Source organism: Ochrobactrum sp. SSR (assembly GCF_030067775.1).
In the GTDB taxonomy this organism is placed as follows: domain Bacteria; phylum Pseudomonadota; class Alphaproteobacteria; order Rhizobiales; family Rhizobiaceae; genus Brucella; species Brucella teleogrylli.
This window is the reverse complement of sequence record NZ_CP125971.1, coordinates 383,888-404,932: the sequence shown is the minus strand read 5'-3', so window position 1 is coordinate 404,932 and position 21,045 is coordinate 383,888. Positions and strand designations below refer to the sequence as shown.

Here is a 21,045-nt window from a genome sequence, read left to right as displayed (position 1 = left end):
CCGAAACTGAAGTCCGGTGACTTCAAAAGCAGGAATACCTGCAGTGAGTCATAAGTTGAACGGCTATTCGGAGCAGTGTTGATCATGGCTATCGCTACAGAGTTTGCGGGTACGGACAGAGAGGCAGGCTCTCGCGTAAGTCCCGGCGATTTCAAACATTATCGCATCGTTCCGGCCCGTTATCCGGCACGCGTCGTTGGCACAGTCATCGCCGCAGGCTTGATTATCGCTGTGTTGCAATCGGTTCTGACCAATCCGAAATGGGGTTGGCCAGTCTTTGCAGAATGGTTCTTCTCTGAGCCTGTTCTCGTCGGTTTGATGCGGACACTGTGGTTGACAGCGCTTGCAACAGTGCTGGGTTTTGCCCTTGGAACCGCGCTCGCGCTAGCTCGCGTTTCACGCTCGCCGCTGTTGTCCGGTCTTTCCTGGGCCTATATCTGGCTGCTGCGATCCATTCCACTGATCGTCCTGCTTCTTGTTTTGAACAATCTCGGCTATCTCTATGAAACTGTCAGATTAGGTGTTCCATATACCGATATCACCTTTGCCGAATATCCCACCGTTCAGATACTCAGTCCGTTTGCTGCCGCCCTTTTAGGGTTGAGCCTCAATCAGGCTGCATTCTCTTCCGAGATCATCCGTGGCGGCATTCTGTCTGTCGATCAGGGGCAGCTCGAAGCTGCCGCCGCGCTCGGACTGCCACGGCGCAGACAAGCCTTCCGCATCGTGCTTCCGCAAGCCATGCGCACGATCCTTCCGACGGGCTTCAACGAGATCATCGGTCTCGCTAAAGGCACATCGATGGTCTATGTGCTTGCGCTGCCGGAACTCTTCTACACGGTGCAAGTCATCTACCGCCGCAATCTCGAAGTCATTCCCCTGCTGATGGTCGCAACCGTCTGGTATCTGATCATCATGACGGTCCTGTCGATCGCCCAATATTACATCGAGCGCCATTTTTCGCGCGGTGCATTGCGCAATCCACCGCCAGCTATTTTGACACGACTTTTCGCTCGTTTCATTCCAGCAGAAACCCCAGTATCGACCAGGGCCGAGACTGTTGCGCTGAGCGAGCCTGATGCACGGATTGCTGAAAAACTTGCTGTCAGCGGGTTTACCGGTGTGCGACGCGGTGCGGTGGACATTCACGGTGTATCGAAGAGCTTCGGCAACAATCTCGTTCTTGATAATGTAAGTCTGCACATCAAGCCCGGGAGCGTAACAGCGATCCTCGGCCCATCGGGTTCGGGCAAGTCGACATTGCTGCGATCCATCAATCATCTGGAGCGTGTGGATGACGGCTTTATCTCGATTGATGACGAACTGTTGGGCTATCGTCAGAGCGGCAAAACCCTCTATGAGTTGAAGGAAAAAGACATTCTGAAAAAGCGCGTCGATGTCGGCATGGTGTTTCAGAACTTCAATCTCTTCCCGCATCTGACCGTGCTGGAAAACATCATCGAAGCACCGATGATTGTCCGTGGCCTGAGCCAGGATGCCGCGACCGTGATTGCAAAACGTCTGCTGGCGCGTGTTGGCCTCAGCGAAAAAATCAATGCCTATCCGCGTCAGCTTTCCGGTGGTCAGCAACAGCGTGTCGCCATCGCCCGCACACTGGCACTTAATCCCAAAGTGATCCTGTTCGACGAGCCGACCTCTGCGCTCGACCCCGAACTGGTGGGTGAAGTGCTGGATGTAATCAAAGAGCTCGCACGCTCTGGCACCACGCTTGTCATCGTAACCCATGAGATCGGCTTTGCCCGTGAAGTGGCGGATACGGTGGTCTTCATGGAAGAGGGCCGCATTCTCGAAACCGGCAGGCCGGAGCAGCTTTTCAATGCGGCAACGCATCCACGAACCCGGGAGTTTCTCGCAAAAGTTCTCTGACGCCAGAGCGCCCGTTTAAAACCACAACTCCCGACAATCACGATTGCCCTGGCGGGGCGATCGACGGGGATTGTTTGTCCAAAATTCAGAACATTCTCAGGAGTCATTCAATGAAATTAGCCAACTACAAGAGTGCAATATTGGGCAGCCTTCTGGCAGCAGCAACGCTGTTCAACGCGCCAGCCTTTTCCGCAGAACTCGATTTGAGCCCGGAACAGCCAAACCGTCTGCGCACGGAGAAAAGCGATGCCGTTATCAATGCTGTCCCCAAGGATTTCAAGTTCGTGCAGGATGGCAAGTTCGTCGTCGGCATCAATCCTTGGGTGCCCCCGATCAGCACTTATGCTACGGATGCAAAGACCGTGGTGGCCTTCGATCCCGATCTGATTCAGCTGGTTTCTGATACATTGGGGCGCGAGCTTGTGTTGGTGCCAATCGCCTGGGCCGATTGGCCGCTTTCACTGGAATCTGGCAAGTTCGACGCCGTGATTTCCAATGTGACCGTGACCGAGGAACGCAAGGAAAAGTTCGATTTCTCCACCTATCGCAAGGACGAACTTGGATTTTACGTCAAGGCGGACAGTGCAATCACATCGCTGAAAGAGCCCAAGGACATTGCGGGCCTGAAGGTCATTACCGATCCCGGCACCAATCAGGAAAACATCCTTCTGCAGTGGGACAAGCAGAATGTCGCAGCCGGACTGAAACCCATCGAAGTACAGTATTATGACGATGATGCAGTCAAGGGTCTCGCGATTGAATCCGGTCGTGCGGATGCGGTCTTCAGCGTCAATGCAGTGCAAGCCTATGCCGCAGCGCAGCACGGCAAGACCAAGCTTGTCGGGACGGTGAGCGGTGGCTGGCCGCAGACGGCTGAAGTGGCAATCACTACGCGCAAGGGAAGCGGTCTGGCTGACGCACTGACGCTCTCGCTCAATGAGCTTATCAAGAACGGCAAATATGGACAGGTTCTGGAACGCTGGAGCCTGAGTTCAGAAGCCGTTGACGAAGCTAAAACCAACCCTGCCGGATTGCCTAAAAGCGGATCGTAAGTTCCGCTCGTAACAAAGCGAAATGTAGAGAAATCAGGTCATTACACAGTGTTTTACACTTAAGGAGATGGGCATATGACTTATATCAGAAAAGCGGGATATTTCACTGCGGGCCTGATTTCAACGGCTCTGCTGATGACGAATGCGGCACGGAGTGAAGGTAAATTTGATCTCAGCCCAGAACAGCCGAACCGCTTGCGGGTTGAAAAACTCGATAAACGTATCGAGGAAGTCAAGGGCTTCAAATTCGTCAAAGATGGTGTTCTGACTATCGGCATCAGCACCAGCGGGCATCTGCCGTTGCATGACTATTCTTCAGATTCCAAGACCGTCATCGGCTACGATGTCGATCTGGCACAGATCATTGCCGACAGTCTCGGACGCGATCTGGAACTGGTTTCTGTTGCGTGGGCCGATTGGCCACTTGGGCTTGCTTCGGGCAAATTCGATGCGGTGATTTCCAATGTCACCGTAACGGAAGAACGGAAGGAGAAGTTCGATTTCTCCACCTATCGCAAGGATGAGCTTGGCTTCTACGTTAAGGCAGACAGCGCGATCAAGGAATTGAAACAGCCAAAGGATATCGAGGGCCTCAAGATCATCACCGATGCCGGCACCAATCAGGAAAAGGTGCTGCTGGAATGGGATCGGCAGAATGTTGCAGCGGGTTTGAAACCGATCGAGGTGCAATATTACGACGATGACGCGGTCAAGGACCTCGCCATTCAAAGTGGTCGTTCCGATGCGGTGTTCAGCGTGAACGCGACCCAGGCCTATTCCGCTGGCATCAATGGCAAGACCAAGCTGGTTGGCACGGTCAGTGGTGGCTGGCCGATCACCGCCGAGATTGCGGTTACAACGCGTAAGGGCAGCGGGCTTGCAGGCCCGTTGACCAATGTTCTCAACGACCTGATCGCGAGCGGCGCCTATACCAAGGTTCTCGATACCTGGAATCTCGGACCGGAAGCCATCACCGAAGCCAAGACAAATCCACAAGGCCTGCCGAAAAGCGGTTCGTGAGGGGCGGGGCTGGCCCATGAGGGGACGCGTGTGCCAGCCCGCTTTATTCTACATAAATGGAGAATGGTTCATGAGAACAGGTGCTCTGTTAATAGCTGCATGGGCGTTGGTTAGCGCTTCAACCCTGCCAGCGCTATCAGAAGATGATTTTGATTTGTCGCCCGAACAGACGGGCCGCATTCATGTGCAGAAAGATGCCCAGGCAATTGCCGCCATTCCCGCCGATTTCAAATTCGTCACGCCGGGCAAGCTGACTGTGGCCGTCGCGCCGGGCGGACCGCCACTGGCGGCCTATGCCACAGATGCCAAGACCGTTGTGGGTGCGGATGCGGACTATGCGTCGGCGATTGCTGAAAGCCTTGGGCTTGAACTCGAAAGCGTTCCGGTTGCATGGATCGATTGGCCGCTGGGTCTCTCATCCGGCAAATATGATGCCGTGATATCCAATGTTGGTGTCACAGAAGAGCGCAAGGAAAAGTTCGACTTTTCGACCTATCGGCAGGGCCTGCACGGCTTTTTCGTAAAGGCCGACAGTGGCGTTACCTCCATCAAGGAGCCAAAGGATGCTGCAGGCCTCCGCATCATCGTGGGTGCCGGGACCAATCAGGAACGCATTCTCGTGAAGTGGAGCGAGGAGAATGAGAAGGCGGGATTGAAACCGCTGGAACTGCAATATTATGATGATGAGGCCGCCAGCCTTCTGGCTCTGCAATCGGGTCGGGCCGATGTGATTGTTCAACCCCATGCACAGCTCGTATTCATTGCTTCACGTGACAAGAATATCAAACGTGTCGGCACGCTCAGCGCGGGCTGGCCGGATCGTTCGGATGTGGCAATTACAACCCGTAAGGGCAGCGGACTTGCCGAGGCGCTGACGATCGCCACCAACAGCCTGATCGCGAGCGGAGACTATGCCCGCATTCTCGACCGCTGGCATCTGGACGAAGAAGCTTTGAAACAATCGGAGACCAATCCGCCCGGATTGCCGAAGTTCAAATAAACTTCCAGTACAGTCATTATCGAAGGACATAATGTGCCAAAAACGATCGATTATTTCTTTTCCATCGGTTCGCCCTGGTCATATCTTGGGCTGGATACGCTTGAGGAAATGGCAGAGCAGCATGTGGTCGAAATCAAGCCTTACCTCGCAACCGTTATTGAGGAAAATGGCGGCATCCTCTCGCGCAATCGACCGGAAGTACGTCGCGCCTATGGCACGCAGGATCTCAAGCGTTGGGCCAAATTTCGTGGCAAGCCGCTTTTCATCGATGGCCGTCCAGCTTTGAGTGATCCCACACCTGCTTCCTTCAGTGTGATCGCGGCCCATCTTGATGGTCAAAACTGGCTGCAGCTGACACGTGTGTTCCAGCATGCATTCTGGTCAGAGGCAAAGGACATTGGCAAGCCGGAAGTCCGCAGTGCGGTTGCAGATCGGGCCGGTTTCAACGGCAGTTATCTGGTCGTACGTGAGAAGGATTACGATGTGCAAGCCAAGTGGAAGTCGGATCGTGAACAGGCCGTGGCCAGGGGCGTCTTTGGTTTTCCAACCTATATCTATGATACCGAGACCTACTGGGGACAGGATAATCTGGGGTTTCTCGCGAGCCATTTGCGCGGAGAAACCTATTGAATTCAACTGTCTCAACGCAAGGCGGAACAGGAAGCGAAAATTCTTGTACGACTTCAAAGCTATCGCGAAGCCGCTGCGCGAGAAGGGAAATTGAACATGCCTCTTTCACACATAGAACATTTTGCCTTCCTCATTCCAGGTAGTCACCGGGAGAATGACCCCGCACAAGGTTTAGAGGATACGCTTCAGCTTTTCGAGCATGGAGAGCGACTGGGATATGATAGCGCATGGGTGCGCCAGCGCCATCTGGAGCGCGGCATCTCATCTGCCGCCACATTTCTGGCTGCCGCTTCGCAGCGGACGAAACGTATCGGGCTCGGCACGGCGGTCATTCAGCTCGGCTATGAAAATCCATTTCGGTTGGCCGAAGATCTGGCAACTGTGGACTTGTTGTCCCATGGCAGGCTCAATGTCGGTGTTTCGGTGGGCGCGCCACCTTTTGCGCATCTGATCGCTGATTTCGTCGATGCTGTTCCAATTGCCGATTACAGCCATACGCGGGCTGAAAAACTGGCGCAGGCGCTGCGCTCTGAACCGCTTTCCGGCGAAACCGAAGCGGGCAATGCCGCGGGGGCGCAAATCCCGCGTTTGAGACCTTTTGCCGAAGGGGCTGACCGACCGCCTGTGGTATGGCGGCGGCTCGCAAAATTCCGCACGATGGGCGGGCCAGACCGGTTTCAACCTTTTGACGGGAAACATTGTCAGCGGTGAGAATACGGACGATTTTCTGACAGCACAGAAAACACTCATTGAACGCTTCCGTCAGGAATGGAGGCATGAACGTGTGCCGCGTGTTGCACTTGGTCGCGTGATTCTGCCCACCGACAGTGCAAGTCCCGATGCGCGTCGTCGCTATGCGGAATTTGCCGCCGAGCGCGACAAGCGAACAGGTTTCGCCCATGGTCCGCGCCGCACTTTGTTTCTGCCCGATATTGTGGGCACGACTGACCAAATTCTGGAAGCGCTCGCAACCGATCCTGTACTGCCGCAAGTTTCCGAGTTTCGACTGGAACTGCCTTACGAATTTCACACGGACGATTACGCGCAAATTCTCACGGATTTTGCGCGGCTTCTGCCTGCGTCGAATAATCCATTCGTAAATGCCTTTCCACAAGTGAGTGTCCTGACTGGCGTCCTCGCCACCAACTTATAATAGTCAGATGGCGCGGGCGATATCTGATGCTTCACGAGTTCAAAACTTGACTGTCAGTCCCGCGCGATAGGTGCGGCCTGGTGCTGGCATGAAGCTTTGTGCCAGCGCATCCAGATAATAGCGGTCCGTGATGTTCTGCACCGATGCGTTTAAAATGGCATCGTCTCTCAGCTTGTAGCTCATAAAGGCATCGAAAATTGCGACCGGCTGATAGACAAGTTGCGGCGTTGTCGCTCCGGTTTGCCAAGGTTCGGTTATTTCCTCTGTCGGACCAGATGTATAAGTCATTCGCCCTCCTAGGATCAACTTTTCCTCGAAGAAGCGGCTGCCCAATGTCAGGTTTACAGCATATTTGGGTGGGTTCTGCGTATTGGTATAGGAGCCCATAAAGCTGCCCGGCGTGCAGTCGGGTGTATTCTCGGTATGCTGATAAATCCCTGCGGTTTCGCGCAAATAGGACGCGAATGTGGGGTCGCATGTCTCTGTCTTGAAATAATAGGTTGCCGACAGATCGGCAAATAGTTTGCCATTGTCGAATCTCGACTGAAACTCAAGGCCGCTGGTCTTGTAGCTTTCTGCATTGGAGAAGGTCATCACGCCGTTCGTATTCGGGTCATAGTAGCGGGTGATGTAATCTTTAACATTGGTGTTGAAGTAAGCGATCTTGAAAGATGCCGTATCGCCAGCTGTTAGCAGATTGTGGAGCGTGGTGCTGGCACCGATCTCCCAGTTGCGCGAGCGTTCCGGCTTGAGCCCGCGTGTGGGTTCCACCTGAAGCGTTCCCAAAGTGGTTTCGAAAAGCGAAGGCATGCGTATGCCTTCGGCATAACTGGCATAAAGGAAGGTGTCTGGCGCGATCTCGTAATTTATACCAAAAGCAGGCGTGAAACCGCTATCCTTGGTTGATAGGCTCGGGCCCCGGTCAAAGCCAACAACCGTCTCGGACCAACGGGGGTCAAAAGCATGGGTGTAGGTAGCACCAAATTCGTTGAATGGTACCCCATCGAATGGATTGTTGCTGTCACCAAAGAGCAGTCCATTGTTCAGGCGAGGGTCTGTCGCATCGCTAAACAGGCCGTTGGCATCCGGTCGCCAGAACATATAGCCAGATTCTTTTGAGTTGGACGCATATATCCAGCGCCCAAAAGCGTCTTCCCATCGCACTTTCGACATAGCGTTGCGGTCTTTCGAGCGAAATATACTGTAGCGACCGCCGCCCCAGAATTCGAGCGTATCCACCGGTCGATATTGTAGTTGACCTGAAAGGCTCATTTCTGTTCTGGAACCATTACGCAGAAACCGGTTGGTGTTAAGATCGTGCTCGGTAATAACAACGCCATCCTGTGGCTGAATCTCTTCATGTTGGAACGACCCACCAAGCGTGAGATTGAAATCGCCAAACCGTGATGCAAAATCCGTTTTGTTGGAAATATCCCCGCCAATGCGGCGATTGGACATTCTGACCCAGCTGCGGTCGCTTGCGAAATACTGTGACTTGGGACCTGTGACGCCATTTATCTGGCTGCTTTGGGCATCGGTCCACCACAGATTGGCCTCGAGATTTATCCAGTCATTGTCTTCAGGATCAAAGGCGTACCGTGCGGACGCCGAATTGATCAACATCTCACCTTGCGGGTACTGATAAATGCCAGCTGTTCCGGACCGGAAAATATCGGATGGCATGATTTCGCCGAAACGACCATCGAAGCGACGGTAGCTAAGTTCCAGTTCTTGTTCGTCTGTTGGCCGGATTGTCGCCTTCAAAAGAATGGATTCTGTCTTGGCGGATGTATTGAGAACTTCTTCGCCCGGCGCATAGGAGGTCGCCGCCGAATTCTGCTCGTAACCGGAATTGCTGAATATGCGGTATTTATCGTGGCCGTGACGTCCGGCGACGTAGTTACCCTGATTACGACGGGCATAGGCTGCAATGAAATCAAAATTGTCCTGCTGGAAGGCAAAAGCAGCGCTTCCTGACCTGGCATCCGAGTCAAACAGATTTTCTTTGCCTTCGTGGGGCTGCGCGAACAACTCCTTGCTGCTCTTTATCTGTGTGTTGCGATGCGGCGGCTTAATGCCGTTGTCCCACAATTCGCCCTTTAATCGGATGCCGATATTCTTGCCCGGGCTGAGAATGTCTTCGGGACGCAAGGTTGTGATCGCGACAGTGCCGCCAATTGCGCCAGCTGCTCCGGGCGCGAGTGCCGGTCCCTTGGTTATAACCATGTCACTGACGAGATCCGGGTCGAAATAGCTGCGCTGCTGCGTGCCTGCATAACCGCGGTAAACATTCAGAGCCTGCTGCGATCCATCCACTGTCACTGCCACGCGGCTTTGCCCCTGCATTCCGCGGATATTGACGTCCACGCCGCCGCCATTCCTGCTATCAGCGACCTGAATGCCTGGTAGCCCCTTGAGAGTGTCCGCCGCGGAAATAGCGCCATAGCGGTCAAGTTCCTCACCGGAGACATAAACACTGGAGCGCGGTGCTGAATAAACCGATGCCGCATCTGTCATTCTGGCATTGCCGACCACTATTGTTTCGAGCAAGGTCGTCCCATCCGTGGGCGCTATGGTGCCTAGACGATCAAAGATGCTCACCGTGCGCGCATCAATGAAACGATGGCGTAATTTCGAGTTCGACAGCATTTGCGTTAGGGCCGTTTCGGCAGACTGGCGACCGCTAACGGCATGGGATGATCCCTGGATCGGGTTGCTATCCTGTCTCACAATCTGGATGCCTGTCACTTCGGCAAAATCAGCCAGCGCGGCCAGAAGAGGTTTCGACGGAATATTGAAATCGAACGCAGACGAATGGCTTTTCAAATCCATCTCCTGCGCCATGACGCCCGGCGCTCTCGCAACCACGAACGCGATCAGTGAAATGCTTCCTATCGCAAGCGCTGTTCTGAGTGTCTTTTCCATGAACCGTCCCTATCCAATTGCATGAGCATGAAGCCCTTCATGCAAAGAACGGACGAGATCGGCAAAACCCGTAAAAATAATCTGCAATTTCTATTGGAAATATCTCAGCGGTAGATAATCGTCAGCAGACCTGGAATTCTTCTGACTTTCAGGTCAAGTACTGAGTGGAGTGCCGTGAATATTGCATCGGCATCATCCGTGCGGAAGACGCCAGAAAGCTGAAGATCATTGAGGGTTTCGTCCGAGACGACAATTCGGCCTGTTGTATAGCGTGAAACTTCTGACAAAACGGTTCGAAGAGGGGTCTGGTTCATAATGATAAGCCCGCGCCGCCAGGCATTCATTGTGTCTATGTCGGCATTTTCGAGCTTTTGAAAACCACGGGACGAAACCGCCGTACCATTGCCCGCTCCAAGCTTGATTTGTTCGCCAACTGCGGAGCGAACAAATACCGTGCCGCTCTCGACGCTGACCTTTGTTGAGTCATTATTTCCAATGTCGACGGTAAAGACTGTCCCAAGAACGCCAACTGTTGCGTTCTGTGTTTCGACATAGAACGGTCGATCTTCATCACGAGCGACATCAAACCACGCGCGACCGCGGATCAATCTAATGTGGCGCTCACCTGTCAAAAACGTCGTGTCGATGGCGCTGTCGCCGTCCATATAGACTCTGGTCCCATCCGAGAGCACAACTTCGTTCTGGGTTCCGGGCGATGCGGCATAGTCGGCAAATCCCCGGGCGATCAAACCTTCATCGCGCCAGATTGCGCCTGCGCCAACGACCAGTGCCACTACAGATGCAGAGAGCGCCCATTTCAAGGTCTGTTGAGAGAAAAAGCGTTCAACCCAACCCAAGCCGCGACGGCTTGATCGGGCTACAATTTGAGCCGGTGCTTTCAACTCGCCCCAAAGTTTGCAAATGCTGTCATAGGCGTCCCGGTTGGCAGGGCTTTCTTGAAGCCACAATTGAAACGAGCGCTTTGTATCGTCCGGTACTGGGTGGCTGCTCATACGGACAAACCACGTCGCGGCGTCATCAATCGCTACGTCTTTCGACTTTTCGTGGTTGCCAGATTCCAACATAGTCTTGCTATTTAAAGTTAGAAGAGATGAATCGCAATCAGCCATGTGACTGCTGCCACTTATGGCAAAAAGCTATGGCGGCAGCCATTTCTTTCTCGACGGTGCTGAGTGAAACGTGAAGTGTTTGGGCAATTTGTCCATAAGTCATGCCGTCTACACGTGCGAGCAGGAAGATTTTTGCACGGCGGCGCGGAAGATGATTGATCGCGTCGAGTAGAACGGCGAGATCATGTTTTGACGAAACGATGCGTTCAGGCTGAATGTGCTCCACGAAGACCTCGTCGCTCGCTGCCTTGCCGCCTGCGTCATGAACATTGCGAGTGCGAATGTGATCGATGGCCAATGTCGTCAGAGTGCGAACCACCAGGCCTCTGTCGCCGTCTGAAAGTTCGCGGGAAGAGAGCTTGATGTAGGTCTCTTGCAGAATGTCGTCGGCATCGTGGGCATTGCCGAGAAGTTTTATGGCAAACCGTTTCAGGCGCGAGCGTTCCCGTACAAAGAAACGTTCAAAAACGGCATTCAACGGAGACATATACCTGATCCAAAGACACATTCAGAAATATGAGTTCTTTAGTCATGTTTTATGGAAAGGGCAACTCCGAATGGAAAATTTGTGAAAGCATCCCACAAGGGCCGCTCTCAAATGATGGAGGGCTGCGCCTCCCCCATCATTACAGTCGTGTGCGGAAAATTTCCGCGCCCTGAAAACCTATGCCGAAAGATGTTCAACGAGGATGGACGTGCCTAAAGCACAAAGCACAACAGCCGCCGCCACTTCGGCAAACTTGCCGAACCTGGCTCCGATTGCCTTGCCGATAATCAGGCCCATCGTGGACATGATGAATGTCGCAAGACCGATGGCCACTGAAATCACGATGATGCCCTGCAAGTTGATACCGATAAAGGCCAGCGACAGACCGACAGCCATGGCATCGATGCTCGTACCAAGCGCCGTTGCGAGCAAAACGAGGAACGAACCTCCCTGAGGTGTCTCTCCGTCGTCATCCTTGGGCCAGATGACTGTATAAAGCATATGCAGACCAACTGCCGACAAAAGCCCGAATGCCAGCCAGTGATCGACATGGGAAACCCAGTCGCTAGCTAGTACACCGGCTACCCAGCCGAGAAACGGGGTGATGGCTTCAACAACGCCAAAGACGATGCCGGTGCGCAAGGCCTCGGAAAGTCGAGGACGGTTCAAGGCAGTACCGCGCCCAATAGAGACCGCAAAAGCATCGACCGACATACTGACGGAAAGAAAAAATACCGTGATGGGGGACATCATGTCTGCTCAGACGGAGGATTGGCCGGGCAACAAAGGCCATCCGTCCGTCGGCGGATGGCTGATACCACGGTCTTGCCGGGCCGTTAAACGGCTGGTCGCGCCACGCTTTTCAGCGATTGTGTTGACGTGACCCCACTTGATCTTGGCATTGCCTCAATGGGCTGCACTTCGGTGGTGGCTACTCCCCGATGCGGATTTCCTATTTGCAACTGAAAAAATTGTCAAGCAATATCAATATGTTAAATGAATATGATAAGCATTTGCAATTGGAGAGTTTATGAAAATGTCAGAGAACATCGAAGTGGTTTTAATGTTTTGACGGAGATGACGCTCTCGCATTATAGGTTTGATGCCGACATATAATCTTTGAGTACGAGACCTTTAAGGTCGAAATAAAAGGTAAAAAATTAGCGGGTATGCTCCCTTGGAGAAGATAGTGGGGATGCATGGCTTGTTTGGCACTCAACCACGTTCGCTTGGTCATTCACCTAATTCCTGCTCTGAGGAATGCTTGCACAAATTGGCGCTGAAAAATCAAAAAGGCTATAACCAATGGCGCAATGACCATAATGGTCGCGGCGCTGATGGTTGAAATATCCACGCCGCTTTCAGGCGATCCAAACAGCGACAGCCTTACCGTAAGCGGTCTTTTTCCGGGTGTGTCGGTGACGATCAGTGGCCAGAGAAAATTGTTCCAGTGGGTGGCAACCGAGACCAGAGCATAAGCCAGCTAGGTGGACTTAGCTGCCGTACGTAGACGCGCCAAAGGACGCTCAGCCACGCGCATCCATCGACCCGCGCTGCATCCTCCAATTCGGCGGGTACAGATTTGAATGTCTGACGTAACAGGAATATGCCAAAGACGCTGGCAATGTACGGAATTCCCATGCCAGTAATCGTATCGACTAGCCCTAATATGACGATCATCGCATAGTTTTCGACAATCAGAGCATCAGGGAGAATAAAGGGCAGAGGCGAAATATCAGGTTATTGCAAATAAAGGTAAATTACGGAAATTACTTATGATAATATATATACAAGATTTCTATTCGCTTCGAAAATTTATCTCGAAATGTGAATTATATAAATTTTATATTTAATATTTGTTGTTTTCGACAGGATTTAGTGAAATCATGTCTTAAAAATCGCATTGTTCGAATGCGAATATAGTGCGTTCGCTTGAACAGTTGACATAGCGAAAATTGGACGACCTGCGAGAACGTGGGACGGATCGGTAGGCTCGCAAGTGAATCGACCGCGGGCCTCTGTCCTGCCAATCACCTGTCGTCTGTCTGGTTATCAACTCAAAAAAACAGCGGCGACCGGATGACGTGGTCGCCGCTGCTTTGGTTGTCACTACATCGATGAATATATGACGTCTAAGCCTTCGTCATCATTGATCGCCTGTTATGACCTGTCGCTGTTTTCTCAGAAAGCAGCTTAGAACGAACGCTGGAAGCGGATCGTGCCGCCCCATGCATCATTTACGTTGTTGTCATTGACGACAGCTTCGTAACGCTTCCAATCGCCGCCGAACTTGGTGTAGGTGACTTCAGGCGTGATCGTGAAGCCAGGGACGAGTTCATAGGCTACGTTGGCAGCAACGGCAGTTTTACCCCAGTCGTCGGTTGCACCCTGGAGGTTGAACGTTGCCTTCTGCGTCAGTGCGTATTTCAGGCCACCCCAGACAGCCCATTCGCCGCCCCACTGACCGTACATCTGATCTGGGCTTGCTTCCGAAGAGTAGGCGCCCTGAAGCCAGAGGCCAAAACGGTCGGTGATGTTGACGTCGCCACGAACCTTCGTGGACCATTCTTCAATAACGGCGTCGTAAGCTACGACGCCGGCGATCGAGCCCCAGCCGCCTGCATATTTCAGGCCGCCGACCACATGCGGCATGTAGCCGTCGATTGCATAGTCGTGGACGCCGTTCGAGTAACCGCCATCGTCATCGCCGCCCTGTTCGAGAGCGACCACAGCCGAGAAGCCGTTGCCTGCCGCGAAGGTGTAGGCGATTTTGCCGGTACGATAGGCACCAGCCGAGACCACGTCATCGTTGATGATGTCGCCGAGATAGCCAGTGAAGGTGTGGAATTCCGATTCGTCGATACCAACCTTGAGACCACCAAGTTCAATATAGGCCATGCGAAGTTCGACGTCATCGCTCGCTTCACCGTAGCGGCCATCCCAGCCGGAATTGTCGGCCGAGTAATTGAAGCGGGTTTCGGTGAAGGTCTTCAGGGTGCCAAGTTCAGTTTCCGAAGCCGTCGAGGTGCGCAGCGTAAAGCGCAGGCTCTTGTCCCAGCCTTCACGGTCAACGCCGGAATAAGGATTGTCGCCGCCCTTTACTTCGTAGCGGACATAGCCGCTGATGCGCAGGCAGGTTTCGGTGCCCGGAATGTAGAAGTAGCCAGCGCCGTAAGCATCGCAGACGCGAACATATTCAACAGCTTCAGGTTCTGGAGCAACGATTGCATCGGCAGCAAATGCCGGAACTGATGTCACGACCGCAGCGGAAGCAATCAGGAACGACTTTATTTTCATGACTTTGACCTTTCATTGTATTCGAACAATGATGCCAAAGAGCATTAATATCCTTTCCGGACAATTACCAAATTCGATTTCAATTTTGTTCTGTCAATCGATGTTGCAATGAAACATCCAACATTATGTCAGCTAATAGTAATATTTGTGAATTTATGTGATGCTGCGATATGGAATCTAATTTTTAATATAAACAAAAAAAAACAGCGACAGAAGTAATCTGTCGCTGTTAGTTGGTGTGATGTAATCGTGATTGGAGGTCAGATTATCACAGCTTCAATATTCAATCTTATCTTGAATTTGTCAAATGTTACTTCCGAAATTATTGCGCTTCACGCCAAATAGTCAGAAAGAACGCTGGAAGCGGATTGTGCCCTGAAGGCCATCGGAGCCAACGAGGCCTGCTTCACGCAGCGGATGATCGCTATCCCACTTGGTGTAGGCAATTTCCGGGGTGATGGTGAAGCCAGGAACCAGCTGATAAGCCACGTTTGCAGCAATTGCGGTCTTGCCCCAATCTTCGTAAGCGCCCTGAATATTGATTGTGGCCTTCTCGGTTGCCTTGAACTTCGCGCCGCCCCAGACAACCCATTCGCCGCCCCACTGGCCGTAATTCTGATCTGGGGTTTCTTCCGACGAATAGCCGCCCTGTACCCAGACCGAGAACCTTTCGGTGATGTTCACATCACCACGAAGCTTCGCATTCCAGTCTTCGAGAACGGAATCGTAAGCCACGACAGCTGCGATCGAGCCCCAGCCAGCCTTGTACTTCAAGCCGCCGAGAAGGTGCGGAGTGTAGCCGTCAATCGTGTAGCTGCTGCCACCCTGTTCGGCTGCGATAAGGGCCGAGAAACCATTGCCAGCGTTGAAGGTGTAGGAGATCTGGCCCGTGGTGTAGCTGCCAGCTGCGATCACGTCATCGTTGATGATATCGCCGAGGTAACCGGTGAAGGTGTGGAAGGCCGATTCGTCGATACCGACGCGGAAGCCGCCAAGTTCGATATAGGCGCGACGATTGTCGACACCGCTCGACGCGGAGCCATACTCGCCATCCCAGCCGGAATTGTCGGCCGTGTAGTTGAAGCGGGTTTCGGTATAGGACTTGAGCGTGCCCAGTTCGGTTTCGGTCGCGGTGTGGGTGCGCAGCGTGAAGCGGGCGCCCTTGTCCCAGCCCTTGCGATCAAAGCCTGTATAGGCGTCGTCGCCACCCTTCACGTCATAACGGACATAGCCGCTGACGCGCAGGCAGGTTTCGGTACCTGGAATGTAAAAATAGCCCGCGCCGTAAGCATCGCAAACGCGAACATATTCAACGGCTTCCGGCTCTGGAGCAACAATTGCATCGGCGGCAAATGCTGGCAAAGATATGATCCCCGCTGCGGAAGAAATCAGAAGTGTAGTGATTTTCATGATTCGTCACCTGGAGTAGTTGTATTTGCGAAATCAAAAAAAACATCGAATACATTCATTTTCAATTATCAGTTTTATGACAGTATTAGTTCGCATATAACCTGTGACAATATCAACACATAATGATATGCAAGCTAATTTTGATATAGCTGCAAATGTAATCTTCAGGAAACTGTCGTCCGGGTCGATTTTTCTCGTGCAAAAATTTCACTATTTAGCTTTTCGTCGCTTTGGAGTTTGGCTATGCGCTCGCGGCGATTTCCGCGTCCTGTATCGCGATCATGAAGACAAAGGGAACAATCGCAGCCGATGCGGACGCTCGTGCGTATTACTGCAAGTTTTTCAGCGCTGGAATTTATTGAGAAGTGTAGATGCCAGCACGAAGGCTAATCTTCGGTCAAATGTCTCTCAAGATATTCTGCAAAGCGTAGGGCAGCCGGACCGGGCGGTGCGTCAATGGAATGAACTGTGTGGAAGGGATAGGGCCTTCTATGCCATTCCGCCAGTTTAACCTCGTGCAATCGGCCTGCTGCAAGATCATCCTTGATGAGGCACAAGGGGAGGTTACCCCATCCAAGGCCAGACAGCGCCAACCAGTATTTGGCCTGGATATCCGAAACCCGGATTGTGTCTGGTGACAATACGGCAAAGTCCTGGCCTTTGGACATTTCCGAGCGGTCTGTCAAAACCAATTGGGTAAAAGCTCGCGCCTGCCTGTTGCTAATTGGTCCCGGCATTTTTGCAAGTTCATGGTTCGGCGCGCACGCAGGGATAAGACTGGTCTGACCGATACGAACCTGATCCAGCCGGTCGATACGATAAAAAAGCGGTCCACTGATTCCGATATTGGCTGATCCGTCCAGAACGGCTGCCGGGACACCACCTAGAACCTCCGTCCTCAACTGCACAGCAAGTTTGGGAAACTCGGTACGCAGATCGCGAAGAGCGGCCACAAGAGCAGGTCCGGGAAGCATGGCATCGACTACAATGGAGAGCTTTGGCTCAACACCCGCCAGCAGCCCGTCCATCCGGGCATTCAAACCATCCACTTCTTGCGCGATGCGCCTCGCATCGATCAGAACCGCGCGTCCGATTTCCGTCAGTACGGGACGGCGGGCTGCCCGATCGAACAGCGCGACACCGCCCAATTGGGCCTCAAATGCAGCGATCGTATAGCTGACAGACGATTGCTGCCGATGCAGCCGCCGTGCCGCTGCGGAGAAGCCGCCCGCCTCGACAACGGCCAGGAACACATTGATCTGATCCAGGGTGGGTTGTTTCTTCGTTCTATCGAATGGACTGTTCATAATCATCAATATTATCCGAATTGTCAGATAGATCAAACGGGCGGTAGCTTCCGGCCGGTAATGTCGGGCCGATAACCGCTGTTCAAGTTGGGCAGCAATCGGGCTCAGGACAATTCAGTATCCGCAGATACCCTTCGCCGAACACCTCAAGGGGATAATTGATGAAACCTTCTTTGACTAAACTTGTGGCGCTGCTCTTGGCAGTGATGCCCGGCACGGCTGCGCTGGCGGCCAGTGATGATGCTGTGATTCTCGATCAAACGCCCTATGCCAATCGCGCGGTTCTTCCCGATTTCACCGGCGCAGCCTGCCCCGATACTCCTCGTAGCCTGGAACAGGTCAAGGGTAATCTCTACCGTCATACGACCGGTGCAGGACTGGCTGTCCATAGCGGTCTGGTTTTGGTTACCAAGGAAGGCGCACTTGTTATCGACCCCGCGATGAGCTGCACGTCTGGCTGGCTCAAAGATGAAATCAAAAAGCGATTCAATGTGCCGGTGAAGTATGTGGTCTACACCCACGCCCATGCCGATCACGTCAGTGGTGGACAGATTTTTCAGCAGGACGGAGCCACGGTTATCGCCAACCAACGGGCAGTCGAGCCCATCGTTGGCGAAAAGCTTCCGACGGCGGTGCCTGACAAAGTTTTCGATGAGAATATGACGATCACATTGGGCGGGGAGGAGGTGCGTTTGCACCGCGTCGCGCCAAGCCATTCCAACAGCATGGTGATGGTCTATTTCCCTGGCTACAAAGCTCTGCAATGCACGGATGTCTGCGAAAGCAAGTCCATGCCATACAATGACTTTCTCGACTTCTATTATGATGGATGGGTGGAAACTCTTGATTGGGTCATCAAGCAGGACGTCGATGTAATCGATGTCGGTCATTACAGCCCGGCGAAGAAAGAAGACATCGTTGCAGAACGCAATTACATCGTCGATCTTCATCAGCAGGTTCTCGACCTCGTGCGGGCTGGACAGTCCTGGGATGAACTTTATCGCAACGTCAAATTCAGTCCGGAGGTTCAGAGCTGGACAGCATTCAGCACGATGAAGACGTTGAATATTCTCGGCATGTATCGCTGGGTTAGCAATCACCGCCGTGGTGCCTGGTAGCAGTCTTTCAAGGCTGCGGTGGCAAGCCGTTGGTCCAAACACAGGATGCAGAACATATGAATCACTCAAGACGCAATCTTTTGCAGGGAGCCGGCGCGGGTTTTGCGCTGGCTGCCCTGTCCGGCGCTGCCCATGCGACCGGGAATACCAGCAAAGCTGCAGCCGCTGCGAGCGGAACAAAACGGTCGACGGACAAAAAAATTGATATCGTAAACTTCGACCTGCTTGAGCAACGCGCAAAAGCCATCATGAGTGAGCCTGCTTATGCATTCATCGCCCATGCATCGGGCGATGAATGGACACTGCGCGAAAACCGTCGTGCCTTTAACGACTACCCCATTCGAACGCACCGTCTCGCTGGTGTCGCGGCTGATAATGTTGATCTTGGTTTGGAGCTTCTGGGCCAGAAACTGCCGTTTCCGATCATGGTGGCCCCGATGGGCGCGCAAATTTTTGCTAATCCTGAAGCCGAGATTGCGGCTGTCGCTGGCACCGGAGCGGCTGGTACGCTTTACCAATCGTCGGGTGCATCCAACCGGCCACTCGAAGAAATAGCCAAGGCGACCACAGGACCCAAATGGTTCCAGCTTTACTTCAACGCAGACATTAATGTGACGCAAAGTCTGCTTGAGCGTGCACGAAACGTCGGCTATTCCGCGATTATCATCACAGCAGATGCTCTTGGGCCCGGCGCGAGCGATGCGTTCATTGAACTGGGCAAGCCTTTCCCACCCGGATTCAGCTTTGGCAATCATGATCCGCGTTACGGCGGAACTGGTAATTTCAGAAATCAGAAGATCGATCTTACTCCCGATGACATTCGTATGGTCAAATCAGTGTCCAAACTGCCGGTCATCGTCAAAGGGATTATGCGCGGAACAGATGCGGATACGGCGATCAAAGCGGGTGCGGACGCCATTCAGGTCTCCAATCACGGTGGACGCCAGCTCGACGGCGTTCCAGGTGCCATCAGTGTGCTGAAGGAAGTCAGCGATGCGGTAGGCAACCGCGTGCCGGTGCTTTTCGATAGCGGAATCCGCCGTGGTATTGATGTATTCCGCGCCCTTTGCCTTGGAGCTTCTGCTGTGGCCGTTGGGCGTCCTGTTCTCTACGGATCAGCAGTGGGTGGAGCTGCGGGCGTGCAGAGTGTGCTTGAGCACGTGCACCAAGAGTTGAATCTCGTCATGCTGTTGGCGGGGGCGAAATCCGTCAAGGATTTGTCGCCTGAATACTTGAAAATCTAGGCAGCAGGTCTATTTCCTCAATTGAAATGGCAAGTAAACGGCGAAATGCGTCCGGAAAAATTGTGGCATCGACAATAATAGGAGTATTCCATGATTAATAATACACGACGAGTGAAAGATGCTGCCGACATTCAGCTTGCCATTCACGAAAATGCGAAGAGCATCGAGGTTGAAGGTGTCATCGATAATCTTCCCAGCCTGAAATTGTCATCGGGAACGTTGCTTCGTGGTGTCGATGGCACGGCCGAGCTGCGTTTCAAGGAAGGGCAACCGGGCCTGATCTTGAGTGCGAACCATCGGATCGCTGATTTGCGGATAGTGACGGATGAAACTCAGATCGCCATCGGTCTGGCTGATGAAAACACCGATCTCGGTACGATTACGATTGACAATATAAGAACTGTCGGCCGTTTTCATCTGGAAGCAGCCGGCGCATTAGCAGCGCATATCAAGCTTGATGACATTCATGTTGAAAGGGCGGACGCCCGAATTGCCGCGCATCGCCCTTCAGGATTCGGAGTCGAAGTTCTGCTTGGCGGATTGACGGTCCTCAACAATTCGAAGAATAAAGCGAGCCGCTGGACACTGGAAGCCCATAATCTTTCGGGCGGCAGCAAAGAAAATCCTCTGCGGGGCAGTGGTATATTCATATTCGGTGGAGCGTATATTCCTTTTGATGCCGACATGGCTAAGGCTCCGGCTCCAACCGAAGCTGGCGGCGTGATCGAACTCACCGAACTCACCACGGGAGAAATCCATTCGGACGGTGGAATCCCAAAAGGCACCGGCAATCTGATTACGGGTGGCGTGTTTGTGGGTTCCGGCGTCAACGCGTTGAGCGTTATCAATCAGGATTCGGTGACGACTTATAGTCCTAATGATATGGTTCTCGACAATTGGGGAGCTGTCGATTCCTGGGCGGCAAAAGCCCCGATAACTTCCTACGGTTCAAGCGGCATTGGGTTCGTGAATTTCGGTGATATCAACGCGCTCAAGATTCAAGCTCCTATCGAGACGCATGGTCTGGGTGCGCGGGGATTCAACCTTTATGACGGTACGCTGAACCATGCCGAATTCCAGAGCATCACAACCTTTGGTGATGGCGCAATCGGGGTCCAGCTGTCAAAGCCGTTTGGTACCATCACGGTTGATGGGGATATAAGGACGAAAGGCGGGGAAGGGGAGAGCCTCGTACGCGGAAAAGTAGTTCATCTCAAAGCCCATGCGTTCAGCTTAAAGCCGGGAGCGAGCGGCAAGGAGTTCAAGGTGTTGGGGCAGGCAATTGCGGAGAACGAGACTGTTGCCGACTTTGATTTTGAAGCACCGGTGGACGTGATTCAACGCTGCGAGATAGCCGGGAAGAAGCTAGGGGCGTCTTGAGCGTT

15 protein-coding genes and 2 pseudogenes are annotated in these 21,045 nt (G+C 53.0%); 9 read left to right on the top strand and 8 right to left on the bottom strand.

Annotation, left to right across the window (positions count from 1 at the left end; translation table 11 throughout):
* Positions 1 to 84: 84 nt before the first annotated feature.
* The 6 genes and pseudogenes from QLQ11_RS19285 to QLQ11_RS19260 all read left to right on the top strand — a co-directional run bounded on the left by QLQ11_RS19285 (position 85) and on the right by QLQ11_RS19260 (position 6,742).
* Positions 85 to 1,887 carry an amino acid ABC transporter permease/ATP-binding protein gene (locus QLQ11_RS19285; RefSeq protein WP_283735677.1) on the top strand — a complete coding sequence of 601 codons (1,803 nt, stop codon included), beginning with the start codon at positions 85 to 87 and terminating at the stop codon, positions 1,885 to 1,887.
* 110 nt (positions 1,888 to 1,997) lie between these two features.
* Entirely contained in the window at positions 1,998 to 2,939 is a 942-nt protein-coding gene (locus QLQ11_RS19280) for an ABC transporter substrate-binding protein (RefSeq protein WP_283735678.1), read from the top strand.
* Between the two features lie 135 nt (positions 2,940 to 3,074).
* Positions 3,075 to 3,959 carry an ABC transporter substrate-binding protein gene (locus QLQ11_RS19275; RefSeq protein ID WP_371836084.1) on the top strand — a complete coding sequence of 295 codons (885 nt, stop codon included), beginning with the start codon at positions 3,075 to 3,077 and terminating at the stop codon, positions 3,957 to 3,959.
* A 70-nt stretch (positions 3,960 to 4,029) separates the two neighbouring features.
* Positions 4,030 to 4,959, top strand: a complete 930-nt coding sequence (locus QLQ11_RS19270) for an ABC transporter substrate-binding protein (RefSeq protein ID WP_283735680.1) — start codon at positions 4,030 to 4,032, stop codon at positions 4,957 to 4,959.
* Positions 4,960 to 4,992: 33 nt separating this feature from the next.
* Entirely contained in the window at positions 4,993 to 5,589 is a 597-nt protein-coding gene (locus QLQ11_RS19265) for a 2-hydroxychromene-2-carboxylate isomerase (protein WP_283735681.1), read from the top strand.
* Positions 5,590 to 5,685: 96 nt separating this feature from the next.
* Positions 5,686 to 6,742 (top strand): annotated as a pseudogene (locus QLQ11_RS19260) (LLM class flavin-dependent oxidoreductase).
* 39 nt (positions 6,743 to 6,781) lie between these two features.
* Here the strand turns inward: QLQ11_RS19260 and QLQ11_RS19255 are convergent.
* From QLQ11_RS19255 to QLQ11_RS19220, 8 genes and pseudogenes are all read right to left on the bottom strand, one after another.
* Positions 6,782 to 9,667: a TonB-dependent receptor gene (locus QLQ11_RS19255; protein ID WP_283735683.1), complete on the bottom strand. Its 2,886-nt coding sequence runs from the start codon at positions 9,665 to 9,667 to the stop codon at positions 6,782 to 6,784.
* A 104-nt stretch (positions 9,668 to 9,771) separates the two neighbouring features.
* A complete protein-coding gene (locus QLQ11_RS19250) occupies positions 9,772 to 10,797 on the bottom strand; it encodes a FecR domain-containing protein (RefSeq protein WP_283735684.1) in 1,026 nt (341 codons plus the stop codon).
* Positions 10,790 to 11,284, bottom strand: coding sequence for an RNA polymerase sigma factor (locus QLQ11_RS19245; protein ID WP_283735685.1), 495 nt, complete (start codon positions 11,282 to 11,284; stop codon positions 10,790 to 10,792). Before QLQ11_RS19245 ends, QLQ11_RS19250 begins: the two co-directional genes overlap by 8 nt.
* A gap of 177 nt (positions 11,285 to 11,461) precedes the next feature.
* On the bottom strand, positions 11,462 to 12,034 hold the full coding sequence (locus tag QLQ11_RS19240) for a manganese efflux pump MntP family protein (protein WP_283735738.1): 573 nt from the start codon (positions 12,032 to 12,034) through the stop codon (positions 11,462 to 11,464).
* A gap of 487 nt (positions 12,035 to 12,521) precedes the next feature.
* Positions 12,522 to 13,000: pseudogene (locus QLQ11_RS19235) on the bottom strand (carbohydrate ABC transporter permease); the annotation flags it as partial.
* Between the two features lie 477 nt (positions 13,001 to 13,477).
* The gene (locus QLQ11_RS19230; protein ID WP_283735686.1) at positions 13,478 to 14,581 is read right to left on the bottom strand and encodes a porin; all 1,104 of its coding nucleotides are present in this window, start codon (positions 14,579 to 14,581) and stop codon (positions 13,478 to 13,480) included.
* A gap of 345 nt (positions 14,582 to 14,926) precedes the next feature.
* Positions 14,927 to 15,991 (bottom strand): porin, encoded by a 1,065-nt coding sequence (locus QLQ11_RS19225; RefSeq protein WP_140025644.1) that lies wholly within the window; start codon positions 15,989 to 15,991, stop codon positions 14,927 to 14,929.
* Between the two features lie 386 nt (positions 15,992 to 16,377).
* Positions 16,378 to 17,304 (bottom strand): LysR family transcriptional regulator, encoded by a 927-nt coding sequence (locus QLQ11_RS19220; protein WP_283735688.1) that lies wholly within the window; start codon positions 17,302 to 17,304, stop codon positions 16,378 to 16,380.
* A gap of 155 nt (positions 17,305 to 17,459) precedes the next feature.
* On the opposite strand from QLQ11_RS19220, the gene QLQ11_RS19215 reads away from it, so the two are divergent.
* The 3 genes from QLQ11_RS19215 (at position 17,460) to QLQ11_RS19205 (ending at position 21,040) form a co-directional block, all read left to right on the top strand.
* Positions 17,460 to 18,416, top strand: coding sequence for an MBL fold metallo-hydrolase (locus QLQ11_RS19215; protein WP_283735689.1), 957 nt, complete (start codon positions 17,460 to 17,462; stop codon positions 18,414 to 18,416).
* 56 nt (positions 18,417 to 18,472) lie between these two features.
* Positions 18,473 to 19,660 carry an alpha-hydroxy-acid oxidizing protein gene (locus QLQ11_RS19210; RefSeq protein ID WP_371836061.1) on the top strand — a complete coding sequence of 396 codons (1,188 nt, stop codon included), beginning with the start codon at positions 18,473 to 18,475 and terminating at the stop codon, positions 19,658 to 19,660.
* A 90-nt stretch (positions 19,661 to 19,750) separates the two neighbouring features.
* Positions 19,751 to 21,040: a hypothetical protein gene (locus tag QLQ11_RS19205; RefSeq protein WP_283735691.1), complete on the top strand. Its 1,290-nt coding sequence runs from the start codon at positions 19,751 to 19,753 to the stop codon at positions 21,038 to 21,040.
* The last annotated feature ends 5 nt before the right edge of the window (positions 21,041 to 21,045 follow it).

Bases quoted from the DNA above. Each gene is read 5' to 3' on its own strand.
- QLQ11_RS19285 (WP_283735677.1), top strand. From the start codon at position 85: ATGGCTATCGCTACAGAGTTTGCGGGTACGGACAGAGAGGCAGGCTCT.
- QLQ11_RS19280 (WP_283735678.1), top strand. From the start codon at position 1,998: ATGAAATTAGCCAACTACAAGAGTGCAATATTGGGCAGCCTTCTGGCA.
- QLQ11_RS19275 (WP_371836084.1), top strand. From the start codon at position 3,075: ATGACGAATGCGGCACGGAGTGAAGGTAAATTTGATCTCAGCCCAGAA.
- QLQ11_RS19270 (WP_283735680.1), top strand. From the start codon at position 4,030: ATGAGAACAGGTGCTCTGTTAATAGCTGCATGGGCGTTGGTTAGCGCT.
- QLQ11_RS19255 (WP_283735683.1), bottom strand. From the start codon at position 9,667: ATGGAAAAGACACTCAGAACAGCGCTTGCGATAGGAAGCATTTCACTG.
- QLQ11_RS19250 (WP_283735684.1), bottom strand. From the start codon at position 10,797: ATGGCTGATTGCGATTCATCTCTTCTAACTTTAAATAGCAAGACTATG.
- QLQ11_RS19245 (WP_283735685.1), bottom strand. From the start codon at position 11,284: ATGTCTCCGTTGAATGCCGTTTTTGAACGTTTCTTTGTACGGGAACGC.
- QLQ11_RS19240 (WP_283735738.1), bottom strand. From the start codon at position 12,034: ATGTCCCCCATCACGGTATTTTTTCTTTCCGTCAGTATGTCGGTCGAT.
- QLQ11_RS19230 (WP_283735686.1), bottom strand. From the start codon at position 14,581: ATGAAAATAAAGTCGTTCCTGATTGCTTCCGCTGCGGTCGTGACATCA.
- QLQ11_RS19225 (WP_140025644.1), bottom strand. From the start codon at position 15,991: ATGAAAATCACTACACTTCTGATTTCTTCCGCAGCGGGGATCATATCT.
- QLQ11_RS19220 (WP_283735688.1), bottom strand. From the start codon at position 17,304: ATGATTATGAACAGTCCATTCGATAGAACGAAGAAACAACCCACCCTG.
- QLQ11_RS19215 (WP_283735689.1), top strand. From the start codon at position 17,460: ATGAAACCTTCTTTGACTAAACTTGTGGCGCTGCTCTTGGCAGTGATG.
- QLQ11_RS19210 (WP_371836061.1), top strand. From the start codon at position 18,473: ATGAATCACTCAAGACGCAATCTTTTGCAGGGAGCCGGCGCGGGTTTT.
- QLQ11_RS19205 (WP_283735691.1), top strand. From the start codon at position 19,751: ATGATTAATAATACACGACGAGTGAAAGATGCTGCCGACATTCAGCTT.